Here is a 25,930-nt window from a genome sequence, read left to right as displayed (position 1 = left end):
ATGGAAAGATCAAAATATAAAGATATTTTCCTAGTATCTACAGATACTTTACCTGGACTTGGTGGTTTTGTTTCTTCTGAAATATTAGAAACACTTTATGAACTTAAACAAAGACCATTAGATAAAAAGATGGTAATTGTTGTAGGATCATTAGAACAAGCTCATGGGTTTGCACAATGAAATGAAGAAGCAAATGCATTTGCTATTCACAAATGGCCTGGAGCAAATACAATTATTGTAAATGATCAAGGTTTCAGAATGCCAGCTTGCAAAGCATTTCAAGAGTTTTTAATCAAAAATGGTCCAATGTATTTAACAAGTGCTAATCTTTCAGGACAACCAGCTACGAAAACTTTAGAAGAAGCTAAAGCACAATTCCCAATGATCCAAAATGTCATTGACTTCTGTGAAGGAACAGGAAGACCAAGTACAATTTATAATTTAGATACTAGAGAAACTATCAGACGTTAAAATGTCTATAAAAACTCAAAAATGTAACTTTTGTCAAAGTTTTGTTTTGAGTTCTATTTTATAATAACCGCTTCCATTAAATGAATTTATATATGAAATTATTTTATGAATATTTCAGTTAGTCTGCTTGACTAACTTTTTTATTTTCTTTATTAATAATATATTATTAATAATTTTTTTAACTTTTTGTTTTAAGTGTTAAAATATTTTTGACTAAAAATAGTCCACATCATACTTATATTTTGATGTTTTAAATTATTAAATTTAGGAGGAAAAAATGACACCACACATTCACGCTAAAAAAGGCGAAATAGCTAAAACAGTTATTATGCCAGGTGACCCATTAAGAGCAAAATTTATTGCTGAAACATACTTAGATAAAGGGTACAAATTAGTTAATACAGTTAGAAATATGTTTATGTACACAGGTACATACAAAGGAAGACCAATCACTGTAGCAGCTAGTGGAATGGGATGTCCTTCAATCGGAATTTACTCATACGAATTATTTAAATTTTATGATGTAGATAGAATTATTAGAATTGGTTCAGCTGGATCATACAAAGCTGACTTAGGACTTTACGAAGTTGTTTTAGCATCAGAAGCTTTTGCTGACGCTGATGCATTTAGAAGAATTGCTTTAGGAAAAGAAGGAAACATTTCATTACCTTCAGCAAAATTAAACGAAGAAATTAAAGCCATTGCTGCTTCACAAGGAACAAAAATTACAGAAGGAAGAGTACACTCATCAGACGTATTCTACTCAGTTGTTCCACTTGAACAAAGAATTGAAGAAACACAATCAGTTTGTGTTGAAATGGAATCATTTGCATTATTCACAAATGCTGAAGCTACAGGAAAAGAAGCTGCTTGTTTATTAACAATTTCAGATAACTTGATTACACACGAAGAAACATCATCTGAAGAACGTCAAACAGCATTTACAAAAATGATGGAGATTGCTTTAGAATTAGCAAAATAATATGCGTGTAGTAGATATTATTGAGAAAAAACGTTTAAACCACGAACTAACAAATGAAGAAATTGAATTTTTAATTAATTCATATGTTAGAGGTGAAACACCAGATTACCAAATGAGTGCATTCTTAATGGCAGTTATGTTCAATGGAATGAACTCAAGAGAAATTGCAACAATGACTAAATATATGATGCATTCTGGTGAAGTTATGAACTTATCAGCTATTCCTGGTATTAAAGTTGATAAACACTCAACAGGTGGAATTGGAGATAAAACAACTTTAGCAGTAGGACCAATTGTTGCTGCTTTAGGAGCTCCAGTTGCTAAAATGAGTGGTAGAGGACTTGGACACACAGGTGGAACTATCGATAAATTAGAAACAATTCCTGGTTTTACAGTTGAATTATCAGAAAAAGAATTTATCGAACAAGTTAAAGAACACGGTATTGCAGTTATTGGACAATCTGCATCACTTGTTCCAGCTGACAAAAAATTATATGCATTAAGAGATGTTACAGCAACAGTTGAATCTATTCCACTTATTGCTTCATCTATTATGTCTAAAAAATTAGCAACAGGTTCAAATGCTATCTTACTTGATGTTAAATGTGGAAATGGTGCTTTTATGAAAAATGAAAAAAGCGCTATTGCATTAGCTGAAACAATGATTAGCATTGGTAAAGAACTTAATGTAGACACAAGAGCTGAAATTACAAATATGTCAAGACCAATCGGTCGTGAAATCGGTAACAAAAACGAAGTTCTTGAAGCTATTAGAACTCTTGAAGGAAAAGGACCTGAAGATTTCAACAAATTAGTTTACTCATCTTGTGCAACAATTTTAGAACAAGCTAAAATTGCTAAATCACACGACGAAGCACTTAAAATGGTTGATGAAGTTATCAAAAATGGAAAGGCTCTTGAAAAATTCTATGAATTTGTAAAAGTGCAACACGGTGATGTAGAAGCTCTTAAATCACCTACATTCTGAAATCCTAAATACAAATTAGAAGTTATTTCAGAAGATGAAGGATACTTAGAAATCTTTGACGCTTTAATATTTGGTATTGTTTCAATGAAATTAGGTGCAGGAAGAAAAACAAAAGAAGACAGCATTGACAACGAAGCTGGAATTACATTGAATAAGAAAACAAATGAAGAAGTTAAAAAAGGTGATGTATTGTTCACATTATATTCATCAAACCCAATCGATGTTGAATTAGTTAACGAACTTAAACAAGGATACAAATTCAACAAAGAAAAAGTTGAAAATAAAATTATTATTGCTAAATTACAATAATTACATTAAACACTTAATTTAAATAGTGAAATTTAAACAAAGGATAAAATGAATTACAACAAATTAATCGATCATACTTTATTAAAAGCTGAAGCACAAAAAAAAGACATTGATAAATTAATCAATGAAGCTATTAAATATGACTTTGCTACAGTTTGTGTTAACTCAGGATGAGCAAAATACGCAGCTGAAAGATTAGCAGGAACAGGAATTGGTGTTACTGTAGTTGTTGGTTTCCCTTTAGGAGCTAACATTACAGCAGTTAAAGCACACGAAGCAAAATTAGCTATCGAACACGATGCTACAGAAATTGATATGGTTATGGCTATCGGACGTTTCAAACAAGGAGACTACGAATACGTTCTTAACGACATCAAAAAAGTTAAAGAAGCTTGTGGAGATAAAGTTCTTAAAGTTATCATCGAAACAGCTTTATTATCAGAAGAAGAAATCAGAAAAGCAACTGAAATCGTTATGAAATCAGGTGCTGAATTCATCAAAACTTCAACAGGAACAAGTTTCCGTGGTGCATCATTGGAAGATGTTAAAATTATGAAAAGCGTTTGTGGAGATAAATTACTTATCAAAGCAGCTGGTGGAATTGCAAACATTGACGATTTAATCACAATGTATGAAGCTGGTGCTACAAGATTTGGAACAAGTCGTTCAATCGCTATTGTTGAAGGAAAAACTTCTAAAGAAGGATACTAATCCTTTAAATAATTATTAGATCACTATCATAAGATGGTGATTTTTTAATGCGCTTTATTCAATTTAAGTTCAAATTTGACTAAATTTACTAAATAAGTGAGGTACAAAATGAAAAATAAAGAAAAACTTATAGATTTATTTGAAGTTCACGAAATCAGTGATGATTTATTCAACTTCTTATTTAAAAAATCAAAAATGACTGATAAATTAATTATGCCAATCTTAAAAGTGGGTAATGAATACTTATTCTGTGAGGTTAAACACAAGAAATTCAAATTAGAAACTGATATGGGTGTACTTTTATATACTGAAGATGGGTTAACTGATTATGAACTTAATGTAAACACAATATTTAAAATTAAAGAAGATATCTTATTTAAGAATTCATACAACATTAATCACGAAGTACTATATAGGAAAATTAGTGAGTTTAATGAATTAGAAATTCTACAAATCATTCACGATAAGGTTATGAACAATCTAAGAAATGTAAAAGTAATTCAAATAAATCGATTAAATAATCAAATTTAGTAAAGTTAAACACAAAAAACACTAAAATCAGATTAAAAAAACATCTTAACAACTATGTTAAGATATTTTTAATTATGTAATTATATTCATTTAAGTGCAATAGCTGTAATTAAGACAGCTACTAATGCAATTAATAGAACTAAAGAGAAAATAGCTAGTATATATGCTAGTCTGTTTTTCTTATATCTTTTAACAGACGTTTCATCCTTAACATTCTCTTCGATTACTAAATCAACTAATTGAGTATATTTTTTCACTGATCTGATTGTTGAGTAACCTTGTTTTTTAGCATTTTTCTTTTGTCTAGGCATCGTAACCTTCTTTTGGAGTTATCATAATAGCAAAAGCTTCAGGACCTGTGTGAACTGAAATAACACTTGAAGTAAGTTGCTCATTAACAAGTTTAATTGAGTGTTTTTGAGCTTGTTCTTGAACCAATTTATTAACTTTTTCATCTATACCATGCATTCAAGTGAAAACGTAATCTTCTGGTTTATCAACTACTTCCATTACTTTTTCAAATAGTTTTTTAATAGCGCTTGATGAAGTTAATTTGAATGAAACAAATGAAACTGCGTCATTTTTATCATATGAAAGGACAGGATAAATGCTTACTTTTGAAGCGATAAACTTTTTAACTGATGATAATCTACCGCCTGAAATTAAATATTTTAAGTTCATAGGGAGTAAGAATGTGTGTGATTTTTCATTTAGTTTAGCAAGACGATCAATAATAGATTGAACTTCTAAGCCTTGTTCACTTAGTTTTTTAGCATATTTAGCTGCATATAATAATTGAATACCTGAAAAATGATTATCAACTACGTGAATGTTTTTATATTCATTAGACATAGCTGCAACGTGATTTGGTGTAGAAGATAATTTAGATGAGATGCCTAAATAAATAACTTCTTGGTTTTCCTCAGCAGCTTTTTTAACTGTGCTTTGTAGCATATCTAATTTTGGTGATGAAGATTTAATATCAGTTGCAGTAGCAAGCTTCTCTAAAACTTCAAGAGGGTCTACTATACCATCTTGATAAACTTTTTTATCAATTTCTATCTGTAATGGTAAATAATAAAATCCGTGATTTTCTGCTTCGGTTTTTGAGATTCCTGAAAAGGAATCAATGATAATACCTATTTTTTTCATAAATTAAATTATATAGCAATTTATTGTAAAAAATTCTTATATATACATAAAATGTATATATAAAAATATATACATTTTTAGTAATAATTTAGTTTTATTTTTTGACTAAAATGCCTTGTGCACTATGCTAAAAGTATTTTCACACATTTATATATTTATATATGATATAAAAAATATTTAATAATAATTATATTTTAATATAATTATTACTATGACTAAACAAATAACAAAAATCATTTTTCTAACTATTATTACATTAGGTTTCATATGAATTAAATGAAACAAAGAAAAGAAAGCTAAGAATACTATTTACCAAAGTAACAAGCTTCCTTTCAAAGTTGAACAATTAGTTAGTGCTCTAGGTACTAAAGAAAATATTGATAACTTTGAAGTTAAAATAAGTAGACTAGTTATAACAGTTAAAATAAACAACAAAGTCAATACAGAAGCTTTAAAAGAATTAAAAGGTGTAAGTGGAATTTTATTATCTAGTTCTAAAGTATCTATAACACTTGGTGAGTATGCTAATGAATCATTTAGACAATTAGAACAACAAGTAAAATAATGAGGTTACAAAATGAGTAAAGAACAAAACAAATATAAGGTTATTTTAGATAACTTATTAGATGTTTCACAGACTGACTCTTCTATATTTACTAAAATACAAAATAAATATTTTTATGACTTGTATTCACTTATAGGAGATAAAAACTGAGATACGTTTTATAACAATGAAACATTTCGAATAAGTGCGCTAGACAATAATGTAATTACTTTAATTGAAAAGATTTCTAATATATCAGGGCCTGATAACTTAGTCTTATATTTAGAAAGCAAACTTGATGTATTGCATCATTTAAAAATTAAAGTTAATTTAGAAAACATACAACAAGATTGAGAATACTACAAGAACAAGATTTTAAATGACTTACAGTTGATGTTACAAAAGTCAATTACACAATGAAAATTGTTAGATGACAAAGTAACAAACATTCTTGATGAAACAAATATTTGACCTTTATATATTGGTTTCCTATTTATTTCACTTAAGAAAGATGATAAATTCATTTATGCTCCTTTATTCTTAAAACAAGCTTCAATTGATTTTGTAAATGGTAAACCAATTATTAAATCAGACGGAGATATTAAAGTTAATGAAAAACTTGTATTCTTCTTAAATAATAATGATTTCAAGATTTCTATTGACGCAAAATTTAATGACTACAAGATTTCTACTTTAATTAATAAGTTACAAGAAGATTGAAACGATTTATTTGATTTACCAGTTTTGCTTAAAAAGCCTTTTGAGAAAATCTCAAATCTTGAGGAAGAAATTACTAATGAAAACATTAAATTCCATCCAGGTGCTGTTTTAGGAATTTACCAACCTTGAGGTGGGTATGCTAGAAACAGAATGAAAGAGATTGCTCAAAAAGATGAAATTGATAACATCATCAAAGTTGAGTTTAATAAAAACATTTACAAAACTACAGTTGAGCATAATACATATAGAGATAACACAGGATTAATCAAGATAACAGATTCAAACTTATCTCAAGATAAAGCTATCGTAAGTTCAATGCTTCAAAACACTGTTATTTGAGGTCCACCTGGTACAGGTAAATCTCAAACAATAGTTAATATATTAGCTAACATCTTAGTAAGAAAGAAAACAGCAATTGTTGCTTCACAAAAGAGAGCTGCACTTGAAGTTATTAAAAATAGATTAGATGATTTATCTGTATTCTGCTTATTTATATTAAATACAAAGAATACAAACAGAAAATCATTCTATGAACCTATTAAAAAATACTTAGATATGCTTGAAAACTTTAGTGGAACAAATGGATTCCATCCTTTGAATGTTATTTCAGAAAACGAAATTAACTTTATAGATGCTGCTTCTGAATATCTAAATGATTCACTTGCAAAAGATGTTTTGTTAACTTACTACTACTTTGCATCACAAAAGCAAGATTTCGATTATTTAACAGACATAGAGTTTCTATTATCACTTCCAAAAGATGTTAAATATCCAATTGAACCAACAAACCACCAAACAGCTAAAGAATTACTTAAATTAAGTAAATATAAATATTTACCTTTTGTAAAAGAATATAGAAGACTAAAAGAATTAGGTAACTTAATTGACGAAAAATTACCTACATTCAATGGTTCATTAAATGATTTAATGAAATTTGTAAACACAATTGGATTTGAGCACATTAATTCAGAACACAGTCCATTTAAAAAACTTAATAATTTAATTACAGCTTACAAAAACATTCAACCTAGACCACAAAGAATGAGTATAGAAGAAGTCAGAAACTTTGTAGCTCACTTAATAGTGGCTAGAATTAATAAATTTGACGAAAAACTTAAAAAAGAATATAGAGAATTTTCTCAATCAGTAAGAATTCAAAACTTAGAACCTTACAGATTTGTTAAAAAATTCACTAGAATGATTAAACAATTATTCCCAATTGTAGTTGCTACACCTAATACAGATTTATCAGGTTGATCTAAAGAAGAATTTGATTATGCAATCCTTGATGAATCAAGTCAGATTTTCATTGAAAATGCCATTCCTATTCTTTATTTAGCAAAATTAAAAATCTTTGCTGGTGACACAGAGCAAATGAAACCGACTTCTTGATTCGTGCAACGTATTACAGATGATTCGATTTTTGGTAAAGTTGAATCAGTTCTAGATTATGCACTTTCACTAGGAGTTCATAATGTTATGCTTGATAAGAATTACCGTTCAAATCACGCTGAACTTATGGGATTCTCATCAAAAACCTTCTACCAAAGTAAACTTAACGTTTTAGATTCTGCCAATGCTTGAAATAATGAACCAATTGAAGTTTACCAAGTAGATGGTTCTTGAGACCAAAACAAAAATATCGTTGAAGCTAAATTAGCTATAGACAAAGTAATAGAAAATATAGATAAACATAAGAAAATAATTCTTTTATCATTTAACGTTAAACAAAGTAATTACATAACAGAATTGATTTACAATCAATATCCATTACTTGAAAAAGCAATTCACAGCAAAAAACTTTTAATCAGAAACATTGAAAACATCCAAGGGGATGAAGCTGACTTAGTCATTGCAACGATTGCTTACGATAAGAACACAAAATTATCATCTACATACGTTTCACGTCCGGGTGGTAAAAATGCTCTTAACGTTGCGATTTCACGTGCTAAAGAAAAAATGATTATCATTAAGACAATCAAGTCTGAAGATATAATTTTAACACCTGAAATATCTGATGATATTAGAGTATTCAAATCTTGACTTCAATTCTTAGAAAAAGAATCAGAACAAAGAAGAATTGAAATCAAAGAATCATTTGATCAAAACCATTATTCAATTTCAAATACTAAACTTAAGGACGACTGATTTAAAAACTTAGTATTTAATAGAATTAAAAGTGCAATTGCATATGATCCAAACTTTGAAGTGTTCAAAGATCACATAGTCGGTTCATTAGATATAGACATTGTAGTTACATACAACAAAATACCATTCAAATGTATTTCATTTGACACAATGTACTATGCAAATTCAAAAGAAAATTTCGTGTCTTTATATGATGCTGTTAAATTCTTAAAATCTAAATCATATGATGTGGAAGTTGTTACACCTATTAACTGAATTTGAATTCAAAATCAAATCGATAGTTGATTTACACCTGAAAAAACAAAAGAGTTTAAATCAACTTCAAAAGGCCAAGTAACAAATACTTACACAATTAACAAAACTGTAGAACACGAAATTGTTAAAGAACCACAAGCACAAAATCAAATTTTAACTGCGCAAATCACAATTGAACCAATTGCTGAAGAAGCAAATGAAGTTGATTTAAATATTAATGACGAACAAATAAGCAAAGGTGAAGAACAACCTGCAGATCAAGTTGTAATTCACTCAGAAGAAAAAGCTGAACCTATAACAGAAACTATTTTAAAGAAACAAATCTTTGACTTTGATTCATCTAATGAAGATGAAGTAAAAGAAGTTATGAAAACCAAAACTTCAGAAAAAATTGAAGAACAAAATGAACATGAAGAAATCAAAGACACATTTGAAGAAGAAATTGATTCAGAAGATGAATTAGTTGATGAATCAAACTCAGAAAACGATAATAAAACAGAAAATCAAAATGATTCAAATGTTTATGAAGAAATCTGAACATTTGAAGGCAATGAAGCTTCAAATGATAATATTGAAACTAAACAAATAATAGAAGATATACAAAATGAAGAAATTAATGAAGAACTTGTTGTTGTAGAAGAAACAGTAATCAAAGAAGAACAAACAACAAAAGAAGCGTTCATTAATCAAGGTGAAATTGATTCATCATTTGATGACATTTTCCAAATCAAACCAGAAAATATAGAAGAACAAATAACACAAGAATTTGTTGCAGACAATACTGAAGAACAACAAACTTCTACAGATTTACAAAAATTACAAGTAGATGACCTAGATTATAGTGATGAAGATGATGATAATTTTGTATTAAATTATGAATCATTTAACCCAAGAGCCGTTATAAAAGAAGAGCAAATGACACTTGATAAAGTTGAACAAGCCGAAGAAGTGTTAAATAAGAAAAAATCTTATATAATCCGTCCAACGATACAAGATAAAACAGAAGAATGAATTTATGATGGACAATATGATGACTTTTAATAGATAGGAGAACTTATCATGACAATCGAAAAATTTTTAACATTTATGTCTAAGGATGTTAAAAGAAATTTAATTATTCACTTATTTACTTGCCACGAAAAAGAATGTGACGTTTTAGATTTAGTTGACCTTTTAAAGGAAAAACAAGCTAATGTTTCAAAACACTTAGGTGATTTAAGAAGAGATAAAGTGGTAGCTAGAACAAAACAAGGTAAAAACTCAAAATACTACGTAACAAATGAATTTAAAAAACAATATGGTTACTTAGTTGAAGAAATTATGGAACACTCAGATCCTGCTTTACTTAACAAAATGGCTTGCAAATGTTTTGCAGATGGACACGTAATGGAAGTTGGAGAACACAATCACAACTTAAAATATGTTTCAAGCGTAAACAAAAAATAATATGCAAAAACCAATTCCAAGAATTACTTTCTGAAAATTGACAAAAGGCATTCGAATATATTGTCTTTTGTCTATTTTTACAATTTTAGTAGAAGTTTTAATGCAGGTATTTTTACCTGATGTTTCAAAAGATGTAATTAATGCATTGCAAAATAATACTGCTGATATTAATTTTGTACTACAAAAAGGAGCTATTCTAATAGCTTTTGCTATTATTGCGCTTCTAACAGGTATATTAGGTACATATTTTTCAAATATTGCATCCACTAGATATGCTCAAAACATTAGAAACGCAATAATTAAACAAGTTAATGAATTTTCATTTGAAGATATTGACCATTTTACAAATGGTTCTATCTTAAATAGACTTAATATAGATGTGAATAATGTTCAAATATCATTTGGGTTCATAATCAGAACTTTTATTAGGCTACCTATTATATTTTTATTATCACTTACAATGTCAATTAAACTATCATTAACTTTATCATCTATATTCTTAGTAACATTACCAATATTATGTAGTTTCTTTGTTTTAATCTGATTTATTAGTTTTCCTAAATTCAAATTAATGTATAAACAATATGATTTATATAATCAAAAAATTCAAGAAAACTTAAACAGCATTAGAACAATCAAATCATATGTAACTGAAATCTCAGAATACAACAAAGTTGCGTCTTTAGCTAATATACTTAAAGATACTAATATTAAAGTTAATAAGTACTTAACTTTTAACAACTTATTAATTAATGGAATAATTTATAGCTCATTTATTACACTTGCAATAGTTGGAACACAATTATATTTAGGACAAAAAATTCAAATCGGTACAATTATGGCATTTGGTTCATACATCTGAATGGTTTCAGTATCTCTAATGGGAATTATGAACGTTTTAAGTCAAATTTTAATGTCAATTCCTGCTTCAAAAAGAATTAAAGAAATTTTAAATTATGTTCCTACTATATCAGATGCAAAAGATGCACTCAAACACAATGTAATTGGGGATATTGAATTTAAGAACGTTTCATTTTCATATACAAATTCAAGTCATCAAGCACTCAAAGATATTAATCTTAGAATTCCATCTAATAGTTCATTTGGGATTATTGGGCAAACTGGTTCAGGAAAAACTACACTCATTAACTTAATTCCTAGATTTTATTCAGTTAAAGATGGAGCTATTTTAATTGATGGGATTAACATTAATAAGATTCAAAAAGATAATCTAAGACAACAGATTTGCGTTGTATTTCAAGATCCAACTTTATTTAAAGGAACTATTAGAGAAAATATGCTTCTTGCTAATCCTGATGCAACTGATGAGCAAATTTACCAAGCATTATCAGAAGCAAACATTTATGACTACGTCTATGGATTAGAAGATAAATTAGATCACGTAGTAGAACAAAGAGGGAAAAACTTCTCTGGTGGTCAAAAACAAAGATTAGCAATTGCTCAATCATTACTTAGGCAACCTAAAATCTTAATTTTAGATGACTCAACATCAGCGCTTGATTCTAAAACAGAAAATCACGTGAAAAATGCTGTGTCAAAATTAGAAAATTGCACCAAAATTATCATTGCACAAAAGATTAGTTCAATCAAAGATTGTGACAATATCATCTTGTTACAAGATGGAAAAATTCAAATTCAAGGTAATCACAAGTATTTACTTAAACATAGTAAATACTATAATGAACTATACCAATCACAACAAAATTCAGGAGGTTTAGATGAGGTTGATGCAATCATTTAAATCACCTAATCACAATCTTAATTTAAAACTAACTAAAGAAGAAAAGTTAGATTCATTTAAGAAGTTAGTTTCTTTATTATGAAAACATAATAAAGGATGATTGCTTTTAGTTTTTATTTTAATTATATTTAGTGCAATGGGTAATATATATAACCAACTATTTTTAGGATATGTAATAGTTGACAAATTATTGTTAGGAACAATTCCATTTAATGAAGATAAGTTTTACACAATTATTTGTGTATCTGCACTTATTTTCTTAACAAGTATTATTTGTGATTTCATAGCTAATAGAATAATGATATCTATTGCCTATAAAACAATGACTAAATTACGTTTGAACTTATATGAGCATATACAAACTTTACCTATTAAATACTTTGATTCTAAATCTAAAGGAAATCTAGTATCTAGATTTACTTCAGATATAGACACACTTAGAATGTTTCTATCAAGAACAATAATTACAATTATTCAATCGTTTATAACTTTAACTGTATCACTTACAATTTTATTTGTACTTAACTGATTGCTTAGTTTAATAATGATTACTTTAACAATACTAATAGCACTTAGTTCATACATTATTAGTAAAAAATCAAGTAAGTACTTTATTAATAAACAAAAAAATAATGGTCAAATAATAGGTTACGCCGAAGAAGTTATTTTAGGACTTAAAACTATTAAAATGTATGGTCAAAGTGCTAATGTAATTAAGAAGTTCTCTGATATTAATAACACACTAACTAAAAACAGTTTTAAATCTGAATTTATTTCTTCAATCATATGACCTTTATCTAAGAATTTAAGCAACATTGCTTATGCTCTTGTTATTATGATTGGAGCAATTGTTGTTATCACAAACCAATCAGGTGACGGAGTTGCTTTAGGATTAACAATCGGAATTCTTGTTTCATTTTCTCAATCAGCTAAAAATTTCTCAGGCCCAATTTCAACAATGACTCAAACAGTAAGCTCATTTATGCTTGCGTTAGCTGGTTCAAAAAGAGTTTTCGATATATTAGCTCAAAAAAGTGAAATTAATCAAGGAACTATCAAATTAGTTAAAGTAATTTATGAAAATGATAAATACACTGAAGTTAATTTAAATGATAAGGATGGTTTCTATGTTTGAAAAACACAAGTAGGAAATCAAATCATATACCAAAAAGCACAAGGGAAAATTGAATTTAAAAATGTATATTTTAAATACAATGAAAATAATGAAAAATGCACATTAAAAGATATTAGTTTTGTAGCTAATTCAGGAGATAAAATTGCATTTGTTGGACCAACTGGTGCTGGAAAAACAACAATAGTTAACTTAATAACTAGATTTTATGAAGTAACTGATGGAGTGATATTGTATGACAATATACCTATTGAAAATATTGATAAATATTCTCTTAGAAAATCTATTGGTTATGTGCTTCAAGAAACAAGATTGTTTACAGATACAATTCAAAACAATATAACATATGGTTCTGATTTATATGATGAACAAATGCTATCTGATATTTCAAAAACAACCAATTTATTTGAACATATAGAAAAACTAGATGATAAATACTCAACTATGTTAACTAATTCAAGTTCTAATTTATCTCAAGGACAAAAGCAACTTATTTCTATAGCTAGAGCTAGCTATAAAAACCCAATAGTTTTAATATTAGATGAAGCAACATCTAATATTGATACACATACAGAATTTCAAATAGAAAAAGCAACCGATAAGTTGCTTCAAAACAAAACATCATTTATCATAGCTCACAGATTAAGCACAGTTAAAAATGCTACTAAAATAATTGTTATAAATGATGGACAAATCATTGAACAAGGTTCTCACGATGAACTTATAAAAAATGAAAATTTATACGCTCAACTATGAGAATATGCTTCAAACAAATAGCAGGAAAAATTAATTTCTTGCTATTTTTATATATAAAAATAGAGAGCTTCATAAATCACAAAAAAATGTAATTTAGAGAAGTGATTTTTTAAAAAATTAAACAAGTTATTTTACTATTAATTAATCACAAGTAAGGTATTTTTACTTTTATTCATATAATTTAGACTTAAAAGTTTTAAATTATCACAATTAAATCAGTTTTGAAGACTGTTTTTTGTTGTTAAGAGTACACTAAAAATAAAAATATTTATAATATTCATAATAAATTTTTAACAATAAAATACAGTATTTATATTTTATAAATAAAAGTTTCAAGAGTAAAAATTCTTGACTTTGGAAAGGATTTTTTATGAAAAAAGTTAAAAAATATTACCTATAACTACCGTGATTGAAGAAGTTGCTGCTGCAAATGTTTCTGTTGTTTCAGCTACAGCTATTGATGCTACAGGTAAAAAAGTTTACAAACAAGAAATTAATGCCTTCACATATATGAAAAATGATCAGAGAGGTTGGGTTATTGATGCAACTGCTGATCAAGCTTTTATAGATAACATCATTTAATATGCAAGAGAAATGAAACAAGGTCATCAATTAGTTTATCGTAATCAAACTGAATATGTTGCCAATTATTTAAATGAAAAATAGATATGGCATAGCAACTAAACGTAGCGCTGTTATACAATTTATTGATTTAATATAAATATTCCGTACCGTAAAAGATTTTACGCATAAAACTTCTATAGTAGCTAAACATAGAGAGTGAGTTAAGTTTGCTTTACCAAATTTGAAATATCAATTGATAGTCTTGATGGTGATGATGTATATCAAACTACTAAAGAAGAAATAATTTAATGATTAGAAGATGAATCTAAATAATCAATTATTATCATAATATAATACAATTTTAAAATAACAAGACTATTTAATCTTGCTATTTATAATATTTAAATACTGTTTATAAGCGTGTTTTAAGAATGCTTTTGACTTGTTATATGTAAGAATATTCAAAGCTCTTTTCATAGGGTAAAAATGCACTTTTTTGACCTCTGAGAGCTGTCTCTTAGGACAAGAAGTGGTTTTAATATCTGCTAAGAAGTAAGTTACTTCTTTTCAGTTACATGTTTGACTAACAAAATATGTGTCAACATAAAATTTGTTTGGATAAATTGTTATATTTTTAATTGATGTTTCTTCAAAAACTTCGCGATGTGCTGTGTCAAGTTTTGTTTCGTTATTTTCCATATGTCCTTTAGGAAAATTTCAAACATCATTAATTTGTTTAATTAATAAAACTTTAATTTGTTTTTTGAATTGTTTGAAAACAATTGCACCACACGAATATTCAGATACTTTTTGATTCATTATTTTTGATTTTCCAATCATTGTGTAGCTAATTGTTTAAGTTTTTCAACTTTGTTAAGTTGTTCTCAAGGTAAGTGTAAATCATTTCTACCAAAGTGTCCGTAGTATGCTGTTTGTAAGAAAATAGGTTTTCTAAGACTGAGAGCTTCAATGATACCTTTAGGTGTTAAATCAAATAATTGAGTTACAAAGTCAGCAATTACACTGTCTGGAATGTTTTTAAATGTACCAAATGTTTCAATCATAATTGAAACTGGTTTAGCAACACCAATTGCATAAGCAATTTGAACTTCACATCTGTCTGCTAAGTTAGAAGCAACAATGTTTTTTGCAATTCATCTAGCAGCATATGCAGCTGATCTGTCAACTTTAGTTGAATCTTTACCTGAGAATGCTCCTCCACCGTGTCTTGCTGAACCACCATATGTATCGACAATGATTTTACGTCCTGTAAGACCTGTGTCACCAATAGGTCCACCTATAATAAATTGACCTGTTGGGTTGATTAAAATGTGTTTAGGCGCATCTAAGTTGTATTCTTTTAATACAGGTAAGATGATTTGTTCTTTAATGTATTTTTTAAACTCTTGTTCGTTGTAGTTTTTAGAATGTTGAATACTTAATAAAACTGTATCTACAAATACATTGTCTTTGTCTGTGTAATCTAATGTAACTTGAGATTTCATATCAGCTTTAGCTCATTTGAATTCTGTATTTTGTCTTAAGTTTTCAGCTCTTTTAACTAAAGCATGAGCTAATGTAATTCCTAAAGGCATATATTCAGGTGTCTCGTTAATTGCATAACCGAACATTAAACCTTGATCACCAGCACCGATTTCGTGTCCTTTTTCAACACCCATAGCGATGTCTTCACTTTGTTTTTTGATGTCTGTAATGAAACTTGTTTTTGTTGTGTAGTATCCAAGTTCTTTTAAGATATTTTTAGCAATTTCTATAACATCAATATCAGCAGATGATTTAACTTCTCCTGCTATGAAAATATTATGCCCACTTGCCATTGTTTCAATAGCAACTTTTGATGTTGGATCTAAAGCAAGGTAAGCATCTAAGATTGCATCAGAAATTTGATCACATAATTTATCTGGGTGACCTCTTCCAACTGATTCACTTGTAAAAAGTTTTCTCATTTTATCTCCTAATTTAATCAAATGTTCACTAATCATTCAGTCATTTATTTTGGGCTAATAAATTCATTGAAAAGTTAGCAAGATAATTTTACTATAAATCCATTAAATAACCTCGTGCTTGCTTTTGTTTTTCAGGACAATGAGTAAGAAAAATAAGGGAAATGAAGCAAAAATTTTGTTTTGAAAATAAGATGAAAATTGCAAAATAAAACCCACCAAAATAGTGGGTTTTAAATTGATCATTTATTATTAAGGTAATACTAATGTTTGTGTGTATTCTTTATTATTTTCGCTTGAAACTTGGTATTTAATTGTAACTGATTTGTTTTCTTGATCTAATGTTCCACTAAGAAATTTATTCTTTTTTAAAACAATGTTTGATACGTTTAAACCATCTTTAAGTGCGAATAATTTGTTGTTATCTTTATTACCACCAGATGTTATACCGAAGAATGCACCACTATTGTATGATTGTAATAAACCGTTTGTTTTAATACTTTTTTGTTTATTATCATATGTATCTTTAGCGTTAGCATATGTAGCTGTTGGTAATAGAACGAATGCATCTTTGTATGCTGATTCAACTTCTGGAGCAGATTGTTCAGATGATGTAGAACTAGTATTAGCTGATGATTCCTTCTCTGCTGGAGCTGGTGTTGTTTCTTTAGCTTTTAATCCTTTAATAAGAACTTGTGAGAATTTTCCGTTTAATGCTTCTGTTAACTCTGCAACTTGTGTTTGACCTGATTTTACAAAGTAGAATATTTTTTGTCCTTCAGTAACCATAGGAACAATTGTTTCAAATTCAAAACTAATTTTTGCACTTGTTTCAGATGTGTCATTTGGAAGAGTTTCTATTTTTGTAATTTTGAATTTAGATGCATCTTTGAAGTTGTTATCTAATACATACCCATATTCTTGACCACCAGCTTTTGGAAGGATTGTCATTGGTGTGAATTTTAATGCTGCTGTAACATTGTCAACTGTTAAGTCACTAAATGAAACTTCACTCATACTTTTTTTATTTAATACTTCTAATAATTTTGCTTCGTCAATTGTGAACGCTTTTTGAACATTGTATGTATTAACAATACCAGCAGCACTCATTGCTAAAACGGGTAATTGTGTAACTTCCACTTCATCTTCTGATGATGTAGCTTCTGTGCTTCCTGATTTGTACATAAAGATATCATTGTGTGATTTGTCATCTAAGTATAAGTATGGAATAACTTTAGTTTTTCCTTCTTTAAGATTTGAGCTTGCATCTACTACTGTAAATGCTCCTTTAACTAAATCATCACCTGTAACTGATACTTTGATTACATTTTCTAATGTTTTGTTTGTGTATGAACCAGTTAAATATCTAGCACCGGCCGAAACGCCTTTAACAGTTTGTGGTTGAATTGCAAGGTTGTTTTCTTGATCTTTATCAACCGATGTTGAAATTGTTGTTAAAACTGCTTTGAATTTTTTATATGCTTGGTCTTTTGAGATATAACCTTCAACTTCGAAGTCTTCTGATGTAGGATTTGCTTGACCTTCTTTTGTTGTTTTAACAGTAATTTTAGCTTTTCCTGCAAACAATAATTTCTTAGCAGCTATACCCTCTTCTGTATCGGTTTTTGATAATTCATACAAGTCAACTACTGATTTTTCAACAAGTGTAACACCTTCTGGAACATTAATTGTAAAGTCGTTAATATCAGCTACGTAAGCTGTTTTCTTTCCTATAGCATCTGCATTAAGTGTTACTGATACTTTTTTCTCTTCTACTAGTGGTGTTACCGGATCTGTATTAGGAGTTTCACTTTCTCCTCCGTTTCCGTTTACAGGATTCATTGATCCACCGTCTCCTGGATTAGCAGGATTACCTGTTCCCGGATTTTCTGATCCGTTCCCATCACCATCTTTAGGGTTGGTTGAAGTTCCTGGGTTTGTAGGTTGTTCTGAATCTTTTTTCTTGTCGTCTTTATTAAATTTTCCTAAAGCTGCCATAGGAATTGTAATAATAGCTGTTCCTAATGCTGCAGCTCCTAAAATAGTGAATGCAACTTTTCAAGCTCTTTTCATAATTTCTCCTTTTCAATTTCAATTTTGAAAATTGAAAAATAATTTAACTAATTTTCATTTTTAATTTGTCTAATGATTTCGTCAATTTTGTATCCATTCTTAGAAACTGTATCTAAGTGAAAATGAACTGAAGGAACCTTACGTCAATCAAGTGATTTGGATAACACTTTTTTAACATAACCTGCTGCATTGTTTAATGCTTCGATACCTTTTTCTTCGTTTTTGAATAACGATACAAACACTTTCACATGTGACAAGTCAGGCGATAGTTGAATATCCATCACTACTGGGTCTATTACATTTGAATTTGTAATATCATTAGTCACTATGTCAGCAATCAATTGATGTAATCTTGCTTCTTTTCTTTTTAAACTAATTTCGTTCATAGTTAAATTATACTTTCTTTCTTATTTGAATATATATAAATAATCTTGAGTTGCTAACATCATAAGCAAGTGATGAGTGCTAAGAAAAAAAATAGGGTCTGTGTTCATTTAATCACATCACAAAATTTCAACCAATAATCTCTTTCAAAATTGAAGGAGATTTTTTGTATGCAAAACTTTGAAAATATCAAAATCAAAGGTGTAGGTTCAGTAATTGCTGAATGAATGGAAAAACCAAACTTGAACCAAATGACTTTAAAAGGGACAGGATTTAAGTTTATAGACAATGAACTTCAGGGGTTAAGACCTTCACAATTCATTGTTTTAGGGGGAAGACCCGGAACAGGGAAAACAACCTTTTTAATTAACTTGATAAATGAACTCAACAGTTCATTAGATAAAAATGAGTGTGTGTTGTTCATTTCATTAGAACAAACTGCTTCAGAGATAACACAAAAGCTTTTATCTATGAATACGTTTTATGAATTAAAAAACTTTTATGAGTCTTTAAATATAGTTAAAGATTTAAAAGCTTTCAATAAGATGGGTTTTGATAGAGTGATTGAAAATTCAAAATGTTATTTTATAGATGATCCTGATATAAGAGCAGAACACATTAAAAACTTAATTGTATTTTTTGAACAAAGAACACAAAAGAAAGTTAGAGCCGTTTTCATAGACCATATACAAATACTTTCAACAGCTAAACATTTTTCTAGTAAGTATGAACAAATTTCATATATATCAAGAATATTAAAAAAGTTAGCTTTAGATACATCTATTCCAGTTGTTGCTCTTTCTCAAATGAGTAGAGACTGGACAGTTTCACAACAAAGAAAACCAAAAACAACAAAAAAAGTAAATGAAAAAGAACAGCAACCTAAACCAGTTGAAAAGTTAAAAGCAGAAGCACCTGTTCTTACTGATTTAAGGGACAGCGGAAGTATAGAACAAGATGCTGATATTGTGTTGTTTCTATATGAGAGAGACATTGAAGAGAACAAAGAGAGACAAAACTTTTCAATAGTTAATTTATCAATTGCTAAAAACAGAAATGGATGTATAGGGAAAGAACAAGAAATTGTATTCATTCAATCTTTAGCTTTAATGATTGAATTAACACAAGAAAATCAAGCTTGAATTGTTAGTGCTTTTAAAAATCTAGAGAAACAAAGAAAGGAAAGAGAAAATGGAAAACAATAAAACAATCAACAACACCTTTCACAAAGGTTTCTCATATTGTGAAGGTGTTGTATATGTTAAAGAAGTAGGTCAATTAATTACAAAAACAACACAAAGTGGTTTTGAAATTAAAGAATTATATGTTGATGTTCTTTATGCTGACAAATTCCATTCAGAGAACTACAGACCAACACCTGCTTCAGCTAAACTAAAATTCACAGGAAAGCAAGCAGAACAAGCGTCTAAAGAAATTCAAATGGGACACTTCTTAAATTTCTATGGAAGTGTATTAGCAAATGATTTCAATAATGAACACACCAATCATATATTTAATACATTTATGTATCTAATTTATCACTATCAGATACTTAACAAATACGTATCAGAAGTAATTGCTTACCATATAGCAGATGCATATAAAGCAGTTCAAGGAACATTTATTTTTGTAAATGCTTCAGTTGAATTATTAACTGATGAAATCAGAACAGAGAAAAACTTTGTATATTGTAAAGCTGCTATTCCATTAAAGGACAATCAAAAGAAATTTTTAACATTAATCAAAACCTTGAAAGTAAGACACCCTGCTATGATGGATGGAGCAGTTCCACCGATATATGAATCACCTTATCTAAATAAAAAAGGTTCAAGAGCATTTGTAAAGTTTGTCCCTTTAGTTCAAAAGAACTTATCAAAAGATCAAAAGACAACATATTATCAAGTGTATGGAAGTTATGAAGAACTTTCAATGGTTGAAGAACCACAAGAAAAACCAACAGAGACAAAACCAAAACACGAATCAAGTTTTGAATTTGTAGAAGAAAATTAGGAAGTTAATATGTCGTTATTTCCACTCGAAAAATTAAAAGAGATATTACACTATACAGATCTTCCAGATAATCCTGCTTTTGATGCTTTTGAAAGCTTTGAATTCTTTGAAATTCAGAGTGGAGCAAAAGGGGTTTCAAAGTCTTTCAATGGTGCTATTATCACACTTTATAGATTAGCTAATGAAATCAATTTTAACTCTGTTTGATGTAGAAATCAATACAACCATATTAAAAATACATTGATACCAATGTTTCAAAAAGCCGCAGACTTTTTAGAAACAAAACACAAAATCAACATCAAGAGATATTTAGTTTTTACACAAGATGCTATCTACTGAAGTGATGGGACTGATACTAAAACAAGTAGAAAAATTTTGTTTCAAAACTTCGAAAAAATTCAAGCATTCCAAGGTATTACATTACCAAAAGCAGATTATTATTTTGGGGAGTTAGTTATTGATGAACCAATTGAAGACCCAGAAAACACAAACTATACACCAAGTCAATTAAGAGATTTATATCAGAATCAAAGAGAAAATATACCTTTATTAATTCAAAACACCGTTTTGAGAACTAAAGCACCACAAGATACAAAATTAAAAGTTAAGTTCTTTTATAACATTTTTACAACAGAGCATTTTTTAATAACTGATTATCATAATAAGGTCATTCCATTAATTTCACATAATGGAACAACTAACATTCAAGTGTTAGATAGATTAGTTAATGATAAGTTTATTTATGAAACGTCTCCAACGTTCTCTGAAGGTTTAGGTATTAATGTAATTATGTACTCAAAACTATTCACTCCAAATAGTGAAATGAGCGAAATACAAAAAAAACAATTTGAACTTTTAAAATCAACTAACTTTAGATTGTGAGTTATTACTGTAGCAGGTTTTGCTTTTGTTAATGAAGATAAACAAAGTGCTTTTTATCTTAAAAGTTTAATCTATGATAACAACAATTTTAATAGCAATATTGAGTTCATTACAAAAGAGCAAGTATCAGAGTTTATAAGAGCAGGAAAAGTTTTAGGTGTTTTTGATGGATACGACCCCGGGAAGAGCGATAATGCTTCTTGATGTAGAACGCTGCTTTTAGATGATGGAAAGATTGTAATATTAGATGCTATAGAAGACCTTAAAAGATTCTTCAAACATAGACCAACAAGAGTTGAAGTTAATAAGTTATTAATTGATTTGATTATTAAAAGCAATATTTGAATATTTGAAGAGTTAAAAAATTCTTATCATACAAATGAATTTTTTAACTTAAACAAATTTGAGAATGTTATCTTAACGGATAATGACCATGTAAGCGATTATGTAAATCTGGAACTTCAACAATTAGTTAACAAGTTTCCAGATTTCAAAATATATTCAAGATTAGCAAATAGAAAAGATACAAGAACTGAAAAGTTCGGTATCGAAAGTAGACAAAGATGAACAGAGTGAATCTTTGGGAATAATATGGTGTATATCTTAAATACAAATGATACAACAAAGCTATTAGAAAACTTATCAAAGCAATATGTTGAACCTGGAGAAAAGAAAAGAGATGAAACTGTTTTTCCAGAGATATATGACTTAATAAATGCTTTTGAAATGTCTAACAGCTTAACATACAAAAAGCAAAAAGTGCTTTGAAATTTAGCACAGCAAGGAGAGAATTATGGCGTTAGATAATGAAGCAATTTTTAAGAAAGGAGCTATGGTTATAAATAACTCTATTATTCCAACTGAAATTGATAATGAATTCAAGATTAATTCAAGAAGCTTTTTTGAAAAGCAAGGTGCTTTGTTACAAGTTTCTGAATTAGCAACAGAACTTCCAACCTTTGAATTCAAAAATGGAAAAGAAGAGTTTTATGCTTTCTTAAAGAAAAATGACTTTCTTGCAATTATTCAACAATTAGAAAAGTTTTTATTCACAAAAGGAATTTGAGCTTTAGGAATTAGAAACAATAAAAAGGTGGTTTTAGCTCAAGTTATTGATTATGAAACAAATGATGACAATGAGTTAGTTTATTTACAAATTAACACAGGTAAGTTATCAAATGGAGTAGATGAATACGACACATTTATAACATATGATTTATTAAATAATAAAGGTTATGTTGAAAAATCAATTGTCGATAAAAACGGAAAAAGACAACCACTTTCAAGTTTATTAGGAAAAAGATATAAACAAGAAATATTCAAAGATAACTTTATTCCTTTTGTTATCTTCAAAAACAATTCAACAGGACAAGCAGAAATGGACTTGATAGACCAAGAGTTATTCTCTCTATTAGATATCAAGTTAAGTGCTTTATATTTTGATAGCTTCTTATCTGCTCCAATTCCTTTAATCAATTGAGATTTAGGAAACTCAAAATCAAACAGTGTATCTAAATCATTGTTTTCATTAGGTAAAGATAGAATTATTCAAACACATTCAATAGCACCTTATAGTGATCAAATGGTTAAACCTTTTGAAATAGCTCAATCACAAAGCACCGCACTTTCAACAATTCAATCAATTGAAAGTATTATGTATTGAATCAAACAAGCTTTAATATTCAAGAAAGACTCAACAGATGGTGGAACACATAACATTCATTCAGTTGAAGCACAACAATTAAATAGCTCATATAATCACTATATTGAAGGTAAAGCAAACTTAAGAGAAATATATTATGAAAAGTTTGCTAGATTAGTTTTAAGAGTGTTAGGTTTAGATTATTTACAAGAAATAAATGTTATAACAACAAGCTCTTCAAAATATTTAGAACAACAAGCAAAGATATTATCAACTGACCAAAACGGTGTTTTATTAAACAAAAATCAAGACATTCAAGAAACAGCAATAAGTGGGGTAAGTGATGAACTTCAATAATGAAACATCAAAGTTATATGTTTATAAGATTGAATCAGATAAACCTTTAACCTTCATCAAAAATAGTATCAATGTTATTAACTTACCGGAACCTGAAGAGTTTGAAGTTATCAAGTTAAATCACACAAAACTATCAAACACTTTATTAGATGATGGAAATGTTAGCAATGAGTTGTTTAATTCTTACACAATCACAGGAGAAAGTGATTTGTATGAATATTTAGAAGTTAAACCATCTAAAAACATATTTTATCTTTTTACTTTTGATAGTCCTTATGTGACTCAATTTAATGAGTTCTATATTATTGAAAATAAAGTTGATAATATAGAAATAAATGATGTGTTAGAAGCATATGCAGAGATATCACTAACTCAATTAGATTATTACAAAGAACTTCATAATATCGATTTTGTTATTAGAAAAAATGACCCTGTCGATTTAACAGTTGATAACTTTGTTTTAAAAATGAATAAGGGAGCTTTAATCAACTCTATTAACTTCTTAAATGATAAAGATAGATTGATTAATATGGATAACAGGTCACCGTCTCCTTATATGCTTACAATCAACCCTTTTAATGTATTTAAAAACAGATATTCTTTAAACTTTTGGAGTTTAGCAAATAACAATTTTTATCTATTTAATGAATATCGTAAAAACAATAACAAAATTCCACAAAATGAATTTTTAGATTTTATAAAAGAATTAATAAGTGCAACTAATACAGTGAAGTCAGGTTATAAAGGACTTAATGAAGAAGCTGTCAAGAAGTTTGAAGAAAAACATGGAAAAATATCAGACTTAAAGAATTGAACAGATAATGAAATCAAAACAAAATTAAATCGATATTTTGTTTCTGGAGAATTTGAAAAAACAAACATATTAAAAAACTATATATTAGCTTTTTCAAATATGCTTACAACATCATATGCGTGAAAAGGTGGTCTTAATGACGAAAACTTCCTTTATTCTCCTTTAATCTCTTGATATAACAACGGAGAGTATAAATGATTTTCTTACTTATATGATGTCGCTGCTAATGGAGATATCGTATCAAGAACAAAAAATACATTTTTAAATAATAACACTTTTATGTTTAATGGTTCAAATGTTCAACTTCCAATTTTAGAAGAAACATTAACAGAGATTGATTATTCATCAACACCTGTTGAGTTTAATGATAAGTCTTATAACTATAATTGACCTTTTTACTTATTTTTAAAACCATCAGGATTTAAGAAATTGGTTGAATATAGTGCTGCTATTAATCAAAATATAGCATCAAGCACAAGGTCAGTAATTGTCCCTTATAGAGTAATTGATGTTGTAATTAGTGAATCAAATCGACCATCAGAAAGATTCTATATTCCACCAACTGTTATTTCACAATTTATAAATAATCACCCTCAATATGGTGGAGAATCAATTTATCATTTTTATGACTTTGAAAGATATCAAAACAGTTTTCTATCAGTAAATACTGATTTAATTTATGGTGAAAGATATAACTGATATAAAAACCTTATAAAAGGAATTAAGGAATTTGAAAGTCAAGCAAGATATCATTATCATATTAGTGATGATTACGAACTTGTAGATTATAAGTTAGCATCTAAATGAATAAGGTCTGAAATTTTTACAGCACACGGTGGTCACGGTGGAGTTGCTCACGTTTCTTCACTTGGAAATATTAGACAAGATTATATTAATAAATGATTAGCAGAAGCTGATGTATCGCTTCCTGAATTTAATAAATATCCAAATATAAAATTTCCGCTCTTTGATAAACACGGAAATGAAATAAGTAAAAAACCAGGTTGAGCTGATTATCCGAAAGACTCAACAATTGGTTTAGCACAATTTGTTTTTTCAAACAAACCAAATGCAATTAAACCACATCAATTTTATGAAACACTAAACAATACAATATTTAACTCTCCTGATGAGTTTGTTAAGTCAGTAGGTTTAGTTGATGAAGATTTTCAAGACCATAACAGCATTGTTCTTCATAAAGAGAATAACGATGCTGTTAGAAGTATAGAAATCAGAGCGTTATGATTAGATTCTATTTTAATTAACGATATAGAAATCCCAATCAATAACAAACCATATAACAAAATTATTTTTTGATAAGAAAGGACAAGGA

22 protein-coding genes are annotated in these 25,930 nt (G+C 28.3%); 16 read left to right on the top strand and 6 right to left on the bottom strand.

Translation table 4 applies throughout. The features are described from left to right. The 5 genes from U5U50_RS01825 (at window position 1) to U5U50_RS01805 (ending at window position 3,992) form a co-directional block, all read left to right on the top strand. Complete coding sequence (locus U5U50_RS01825) at window positions 1-471, top strand: L-threonylcarbamoyladenylate synthase (protein WP_324672232.1); 471 nt, start codon at window positions 1-3, stop codon at window positions 469-471. A gap of 277 nt (window positions 472-748) precedes the next feature. Further along, window positions 749-1,453: a purine-nucleoside phosphorylase gene (gene deoD / locus U5U50_RS01820; protein ID WP_324672231.1), complete on the top strand. Its 705-nt coding sequence runs from the start codon at window positions 749-751 to the stop codon at window positions 1,451-1,453. 1 nt (window position 1,454) lies between these two features. Beyond that, complete coding sequence (locus tag U5U50_RS01815) at window positions 1,455-2,750, top strand: pyrimidine-nucleoside phosphorylase (RefSeq protein WP_324672229.1); 1,296 nt, start codon at window positions 1,455-1,457, stop codon at window positions 2,748-2,750. A 48-nt stretch (window positions 2,751-2,798) separates the two neighbouring features. Beyond that, window positions 2,799-3,461: a deoxyribose-phosphate aldolase gene (deoC, locus tag U5U50_RS01810; protein WP_324672226.1), complete on the top strand. Its 663-nt coding sequence runs from the start codon at window positions 2,799-2,801 to the stop codon at window positions 3,459-3,461. 108 nt (window positions 3,462-3,569) lie between these two features. Beyond that, entirely contained in the window at window positions 3,570-3,992 is a 423-nt protein-coding gene (locus U5U50_RS01805; RefSeq protein ID WP_324672224.1) for a hypothetical protein, read from the top strand. 80 nt (window positions 3,993-4,072) lie between these two features. Here U5U50_RS01805 and U5U50_RS01800 read toward each other — a convergent pair whose 3' ends face one another. Together U5U50_RS01800 and U5U50_RS01795 are read right to left on the bottom strand one after the other, a co-directional pair. Continuing rightward, a complete protein-coding gene (locus U5U50_RS01800; protein ID WP_324672222.1) occupies window positions 4,073-4,303 on the bottom strand; it encodes a hypothetical protein in 231 nt (76 codons plus the stop codon). Then, on the bottom strand, window positions 4,296-5,144 hold the full coding sequence (locus U5U50_RS01795; protein ID WP_324672220.1) for a DegV family protein: 849 nt from the start codon (window positions 5,142-5,144) through the stop codon (window positions 4,296-4,298). Before U5U50_RS01795 ends, U5U50_RS01800 begins: the two co-directional genes overlap by 8 nt. A gap of 211 nt (window positions 5,145-5,355) precedes the next feature. Here U5U50_RS01795 and U5U50_RS01790 point away from each other — a divergent pair, with 211 nt between their 5' ends. The 6 genes from U5U50_RS01790 (at window position 5,356) to U5U50_RS01765 (ending at window position 14,489) form a co-directional block, all read left to right on the top strand. Beyond that, window positions 5,356-5,709 carry a PTS glucose transporter subunit IIB gene (locus U5U50_RS01790; RefSeq protein WP_324672218.1) on the top strand — a complete coding sequence of 118 codons (354 nt, stop codon included), beginning with the start codon at window positions 5,356-5,358 and terminating at the stop codon, window positions 5,707-5,709. Between the two features lie 12 nt (window positions 5,710-5,721). Next, window positions 5,722-9,852, top strand: coding sequence for an AAA domain-containing protein (locus U5U50_RS01785; protein ID WP_324672216.1), 4,131 nt, complete (start codon window positions 5,722-5,724; stop codon window positions 9,850-9,852). A gap of 18 nt (window positions 9,853-9,870) precedes the next feature. Beyond that, window positions 9,871-10,257 (top strand): transcriptional regulator, encoded by a 387-nt coding sequence (locus U5U50_RS01780; protein ID WP_324672214.1) that lies wholly within the window; start codon window positions 9,871-9,873, stop codon window positions 10,255-10,257. A 1-nt stretch (window position 10,258) separates the two neighbouring features. Continuing rightward, entirely contained in the window at window positions 10,259-12,019 is a 1,761-nt protein-coding gene (locus U5U50_RS01775) for an ABC transporter ATP-binding protein (protein ID WP_324672212.1), read from the top strand. Beyond that, window positions 11,997-13,928, top strand: a complete 1,932-nt coding sequence (locus U5U50_RS01770) for an ABC transporter ATP-binding protein (protein WP_324672210.1) — start codon at window positions 11,997-11,999, stop codon at window positions 13,926-13,928. The genes U5U50_RS01775 and U5U50_RS01770 overlap by 23 nt, the downstream gene beginning before the upstream one ends. 384 nt (window positions 13,929-14,312) lie before the next feature. Beyond that, complete coding sequence (locus U5U50_RS01765; RefSeq protein WP_324672208.1) at window positions 14,313-14,489, top strand: hypothetical protein; 177 nt, start codon at window positions 14,313-14,315, stop codon at window positions 14,487-14,489. Window positions 14,490-14,846: 357 nt separating this feature from the next. Here the strand turns inward: U5U50_RS01765 and U5U50_RS01760 are convergent, their stop codons facing one another. The 4 genes from U5U50_RS01760 to rbfA all read right to left on the bottom strand — a co-directional run bounded on the left by U5U50_RS01760 (window position 14,847) and on the right by rbfA (window position 18,894). Then, window positions 14,847-15,290, bottom strand: coding sequence for an NUDIX domain-containing protein (locus U5U50_RS01760; protein WP_324672206.1), 444 nt, complete (start codon window positions 15,288-15,290; stop codon window positions 14,847-14,849). Continuing rightward, complete coding sequence (gene metK, locus U5U50_RS01755; RefSeq protein ID WP_324672204.1) at window positions 15,290-16,438, bottom strand: methionine adenosyltransferase; 1,149 nt, start codon at window positions 16,436-16,438, stop codon at window positions 15,290-15,292. Before metK ends, U5U50_RS01760 begins: the two co-directional genes overlap by 1 nt. Window positions 16,439-16,687: 249 nt before the next feature. Then, window positions 16,688-18,508 (bottom strand): hypothetical protein, encoded by a 1,821-nt coding sequence (locus U5U50_RS01750; protein WP_324672202.1) that lies wholly within the window; start codon window positions 18,506-18,508, stop codon window positions 16,688-16,690. A 47-nt stretch (window positions 18,509-18,555) separates the two neighbouring features. Beyond that, window positions 18,556-18,894, bottom strand: coding sequence for a 30S ribosome-binding factor RbfA (rbfA, locus tag U5U50_RS01745; RefSeq protein WP_257089750.1), 339 nt, complete (start codon window positions 18,892-18,894; stop codon window positions 18,556-18,558). A gap of 168 nt (window positions 18,895-19,062) precedes the next feature. On the opposite strand from rbfA, the gene U5U50_RS01740 reads away from it, so the two are divergent. From U5U50_RS01740 to U5U50_RS01720, 5 genes are read left to right on the top strand one after another with little or no spacing between them, the layout of a single operon-like run. Next, window positions 19,063-20,097: a DnaB-like helicase C-terminal domain-containing protein gene (locus U5U50_RS01740; RefSeq protein WP_324672199.1), complete on the top strand. Its 1,035-nt coding sequence runs from the start codon at window positions 19,063-19,065 to the stop codon at window positions 20,095-20,097. Then, on the top strand, window positions 20,084-20,902 hold the full coding sequence (locus U5U50_RS01735) for a hypothetical protein (RefSeq protein WP_324672197.1): 819 nt from the start codon (window positions 20,084-20,086) through the stop codon (window positions 20,900-20,902). The genes U5U50_RS01740 and U5U50_RS01735 overlap by 14 nt, the downstream gene beginning before the upstream one ends. 9 nt (window positions 20,903-20,911) lie before the next feature. Continuing rightward, complete coding sequence (locus U5U50_RS01730) at window positions 20,912-22,591, top strand: hypothetical protein (protein WP_324672195.1); 1,680 nt, start codon at window positions 20,912-20,914, stop codon at window positions 22,589-22,591. Further along, window positions 22,578-23,783 (top strand): hypothetical protein, encoded by a 1,206-nt coding sequence (locus tag U5U50_RS01725; protein WP_324672193.1) that lies wholly within the window; start codon window positions 22,578-22,580, stop codon window positions 23,781-23,783. The genes U5U50_RS01730 and U5U50_RS01725 overlap by 14 nt, the downstream gene beginning before the upstream one ends. Then, window positions 23,770-25,917 (top strand): hypothetical protein, encoded by a 2,148-nt coding sequence (locus U5U50_RS01720; RefSeq protein WP_324672191.1) that lies wholly within the window; start codon window positions 23,770-23,772, stop codon window positions 25,915-25,917. Before U5U50_RS01725 ends, U5U50_RS01720 begins: the two co-directional genes overlap by 14 nt. Window positions 25,918-25,930 lie beyond the last annotated feature (13 nt).

This window comes from Mycoplasma sp. 888, from assembly GCF_035609225.1.
In the GTDB taxonomy this organism is placed as follows: domain Bacteria; phylum Bacillota_I; class Bacilli_A; order Mycoplasmatales; family Metamycoplasmataceae; genus Mycoplasmopsis.
The sequence above is the reverse complement of the archived record's forward strand: the minus strand, read 5'-3'. Positions and strand labels throughout refer to the sequence as shown.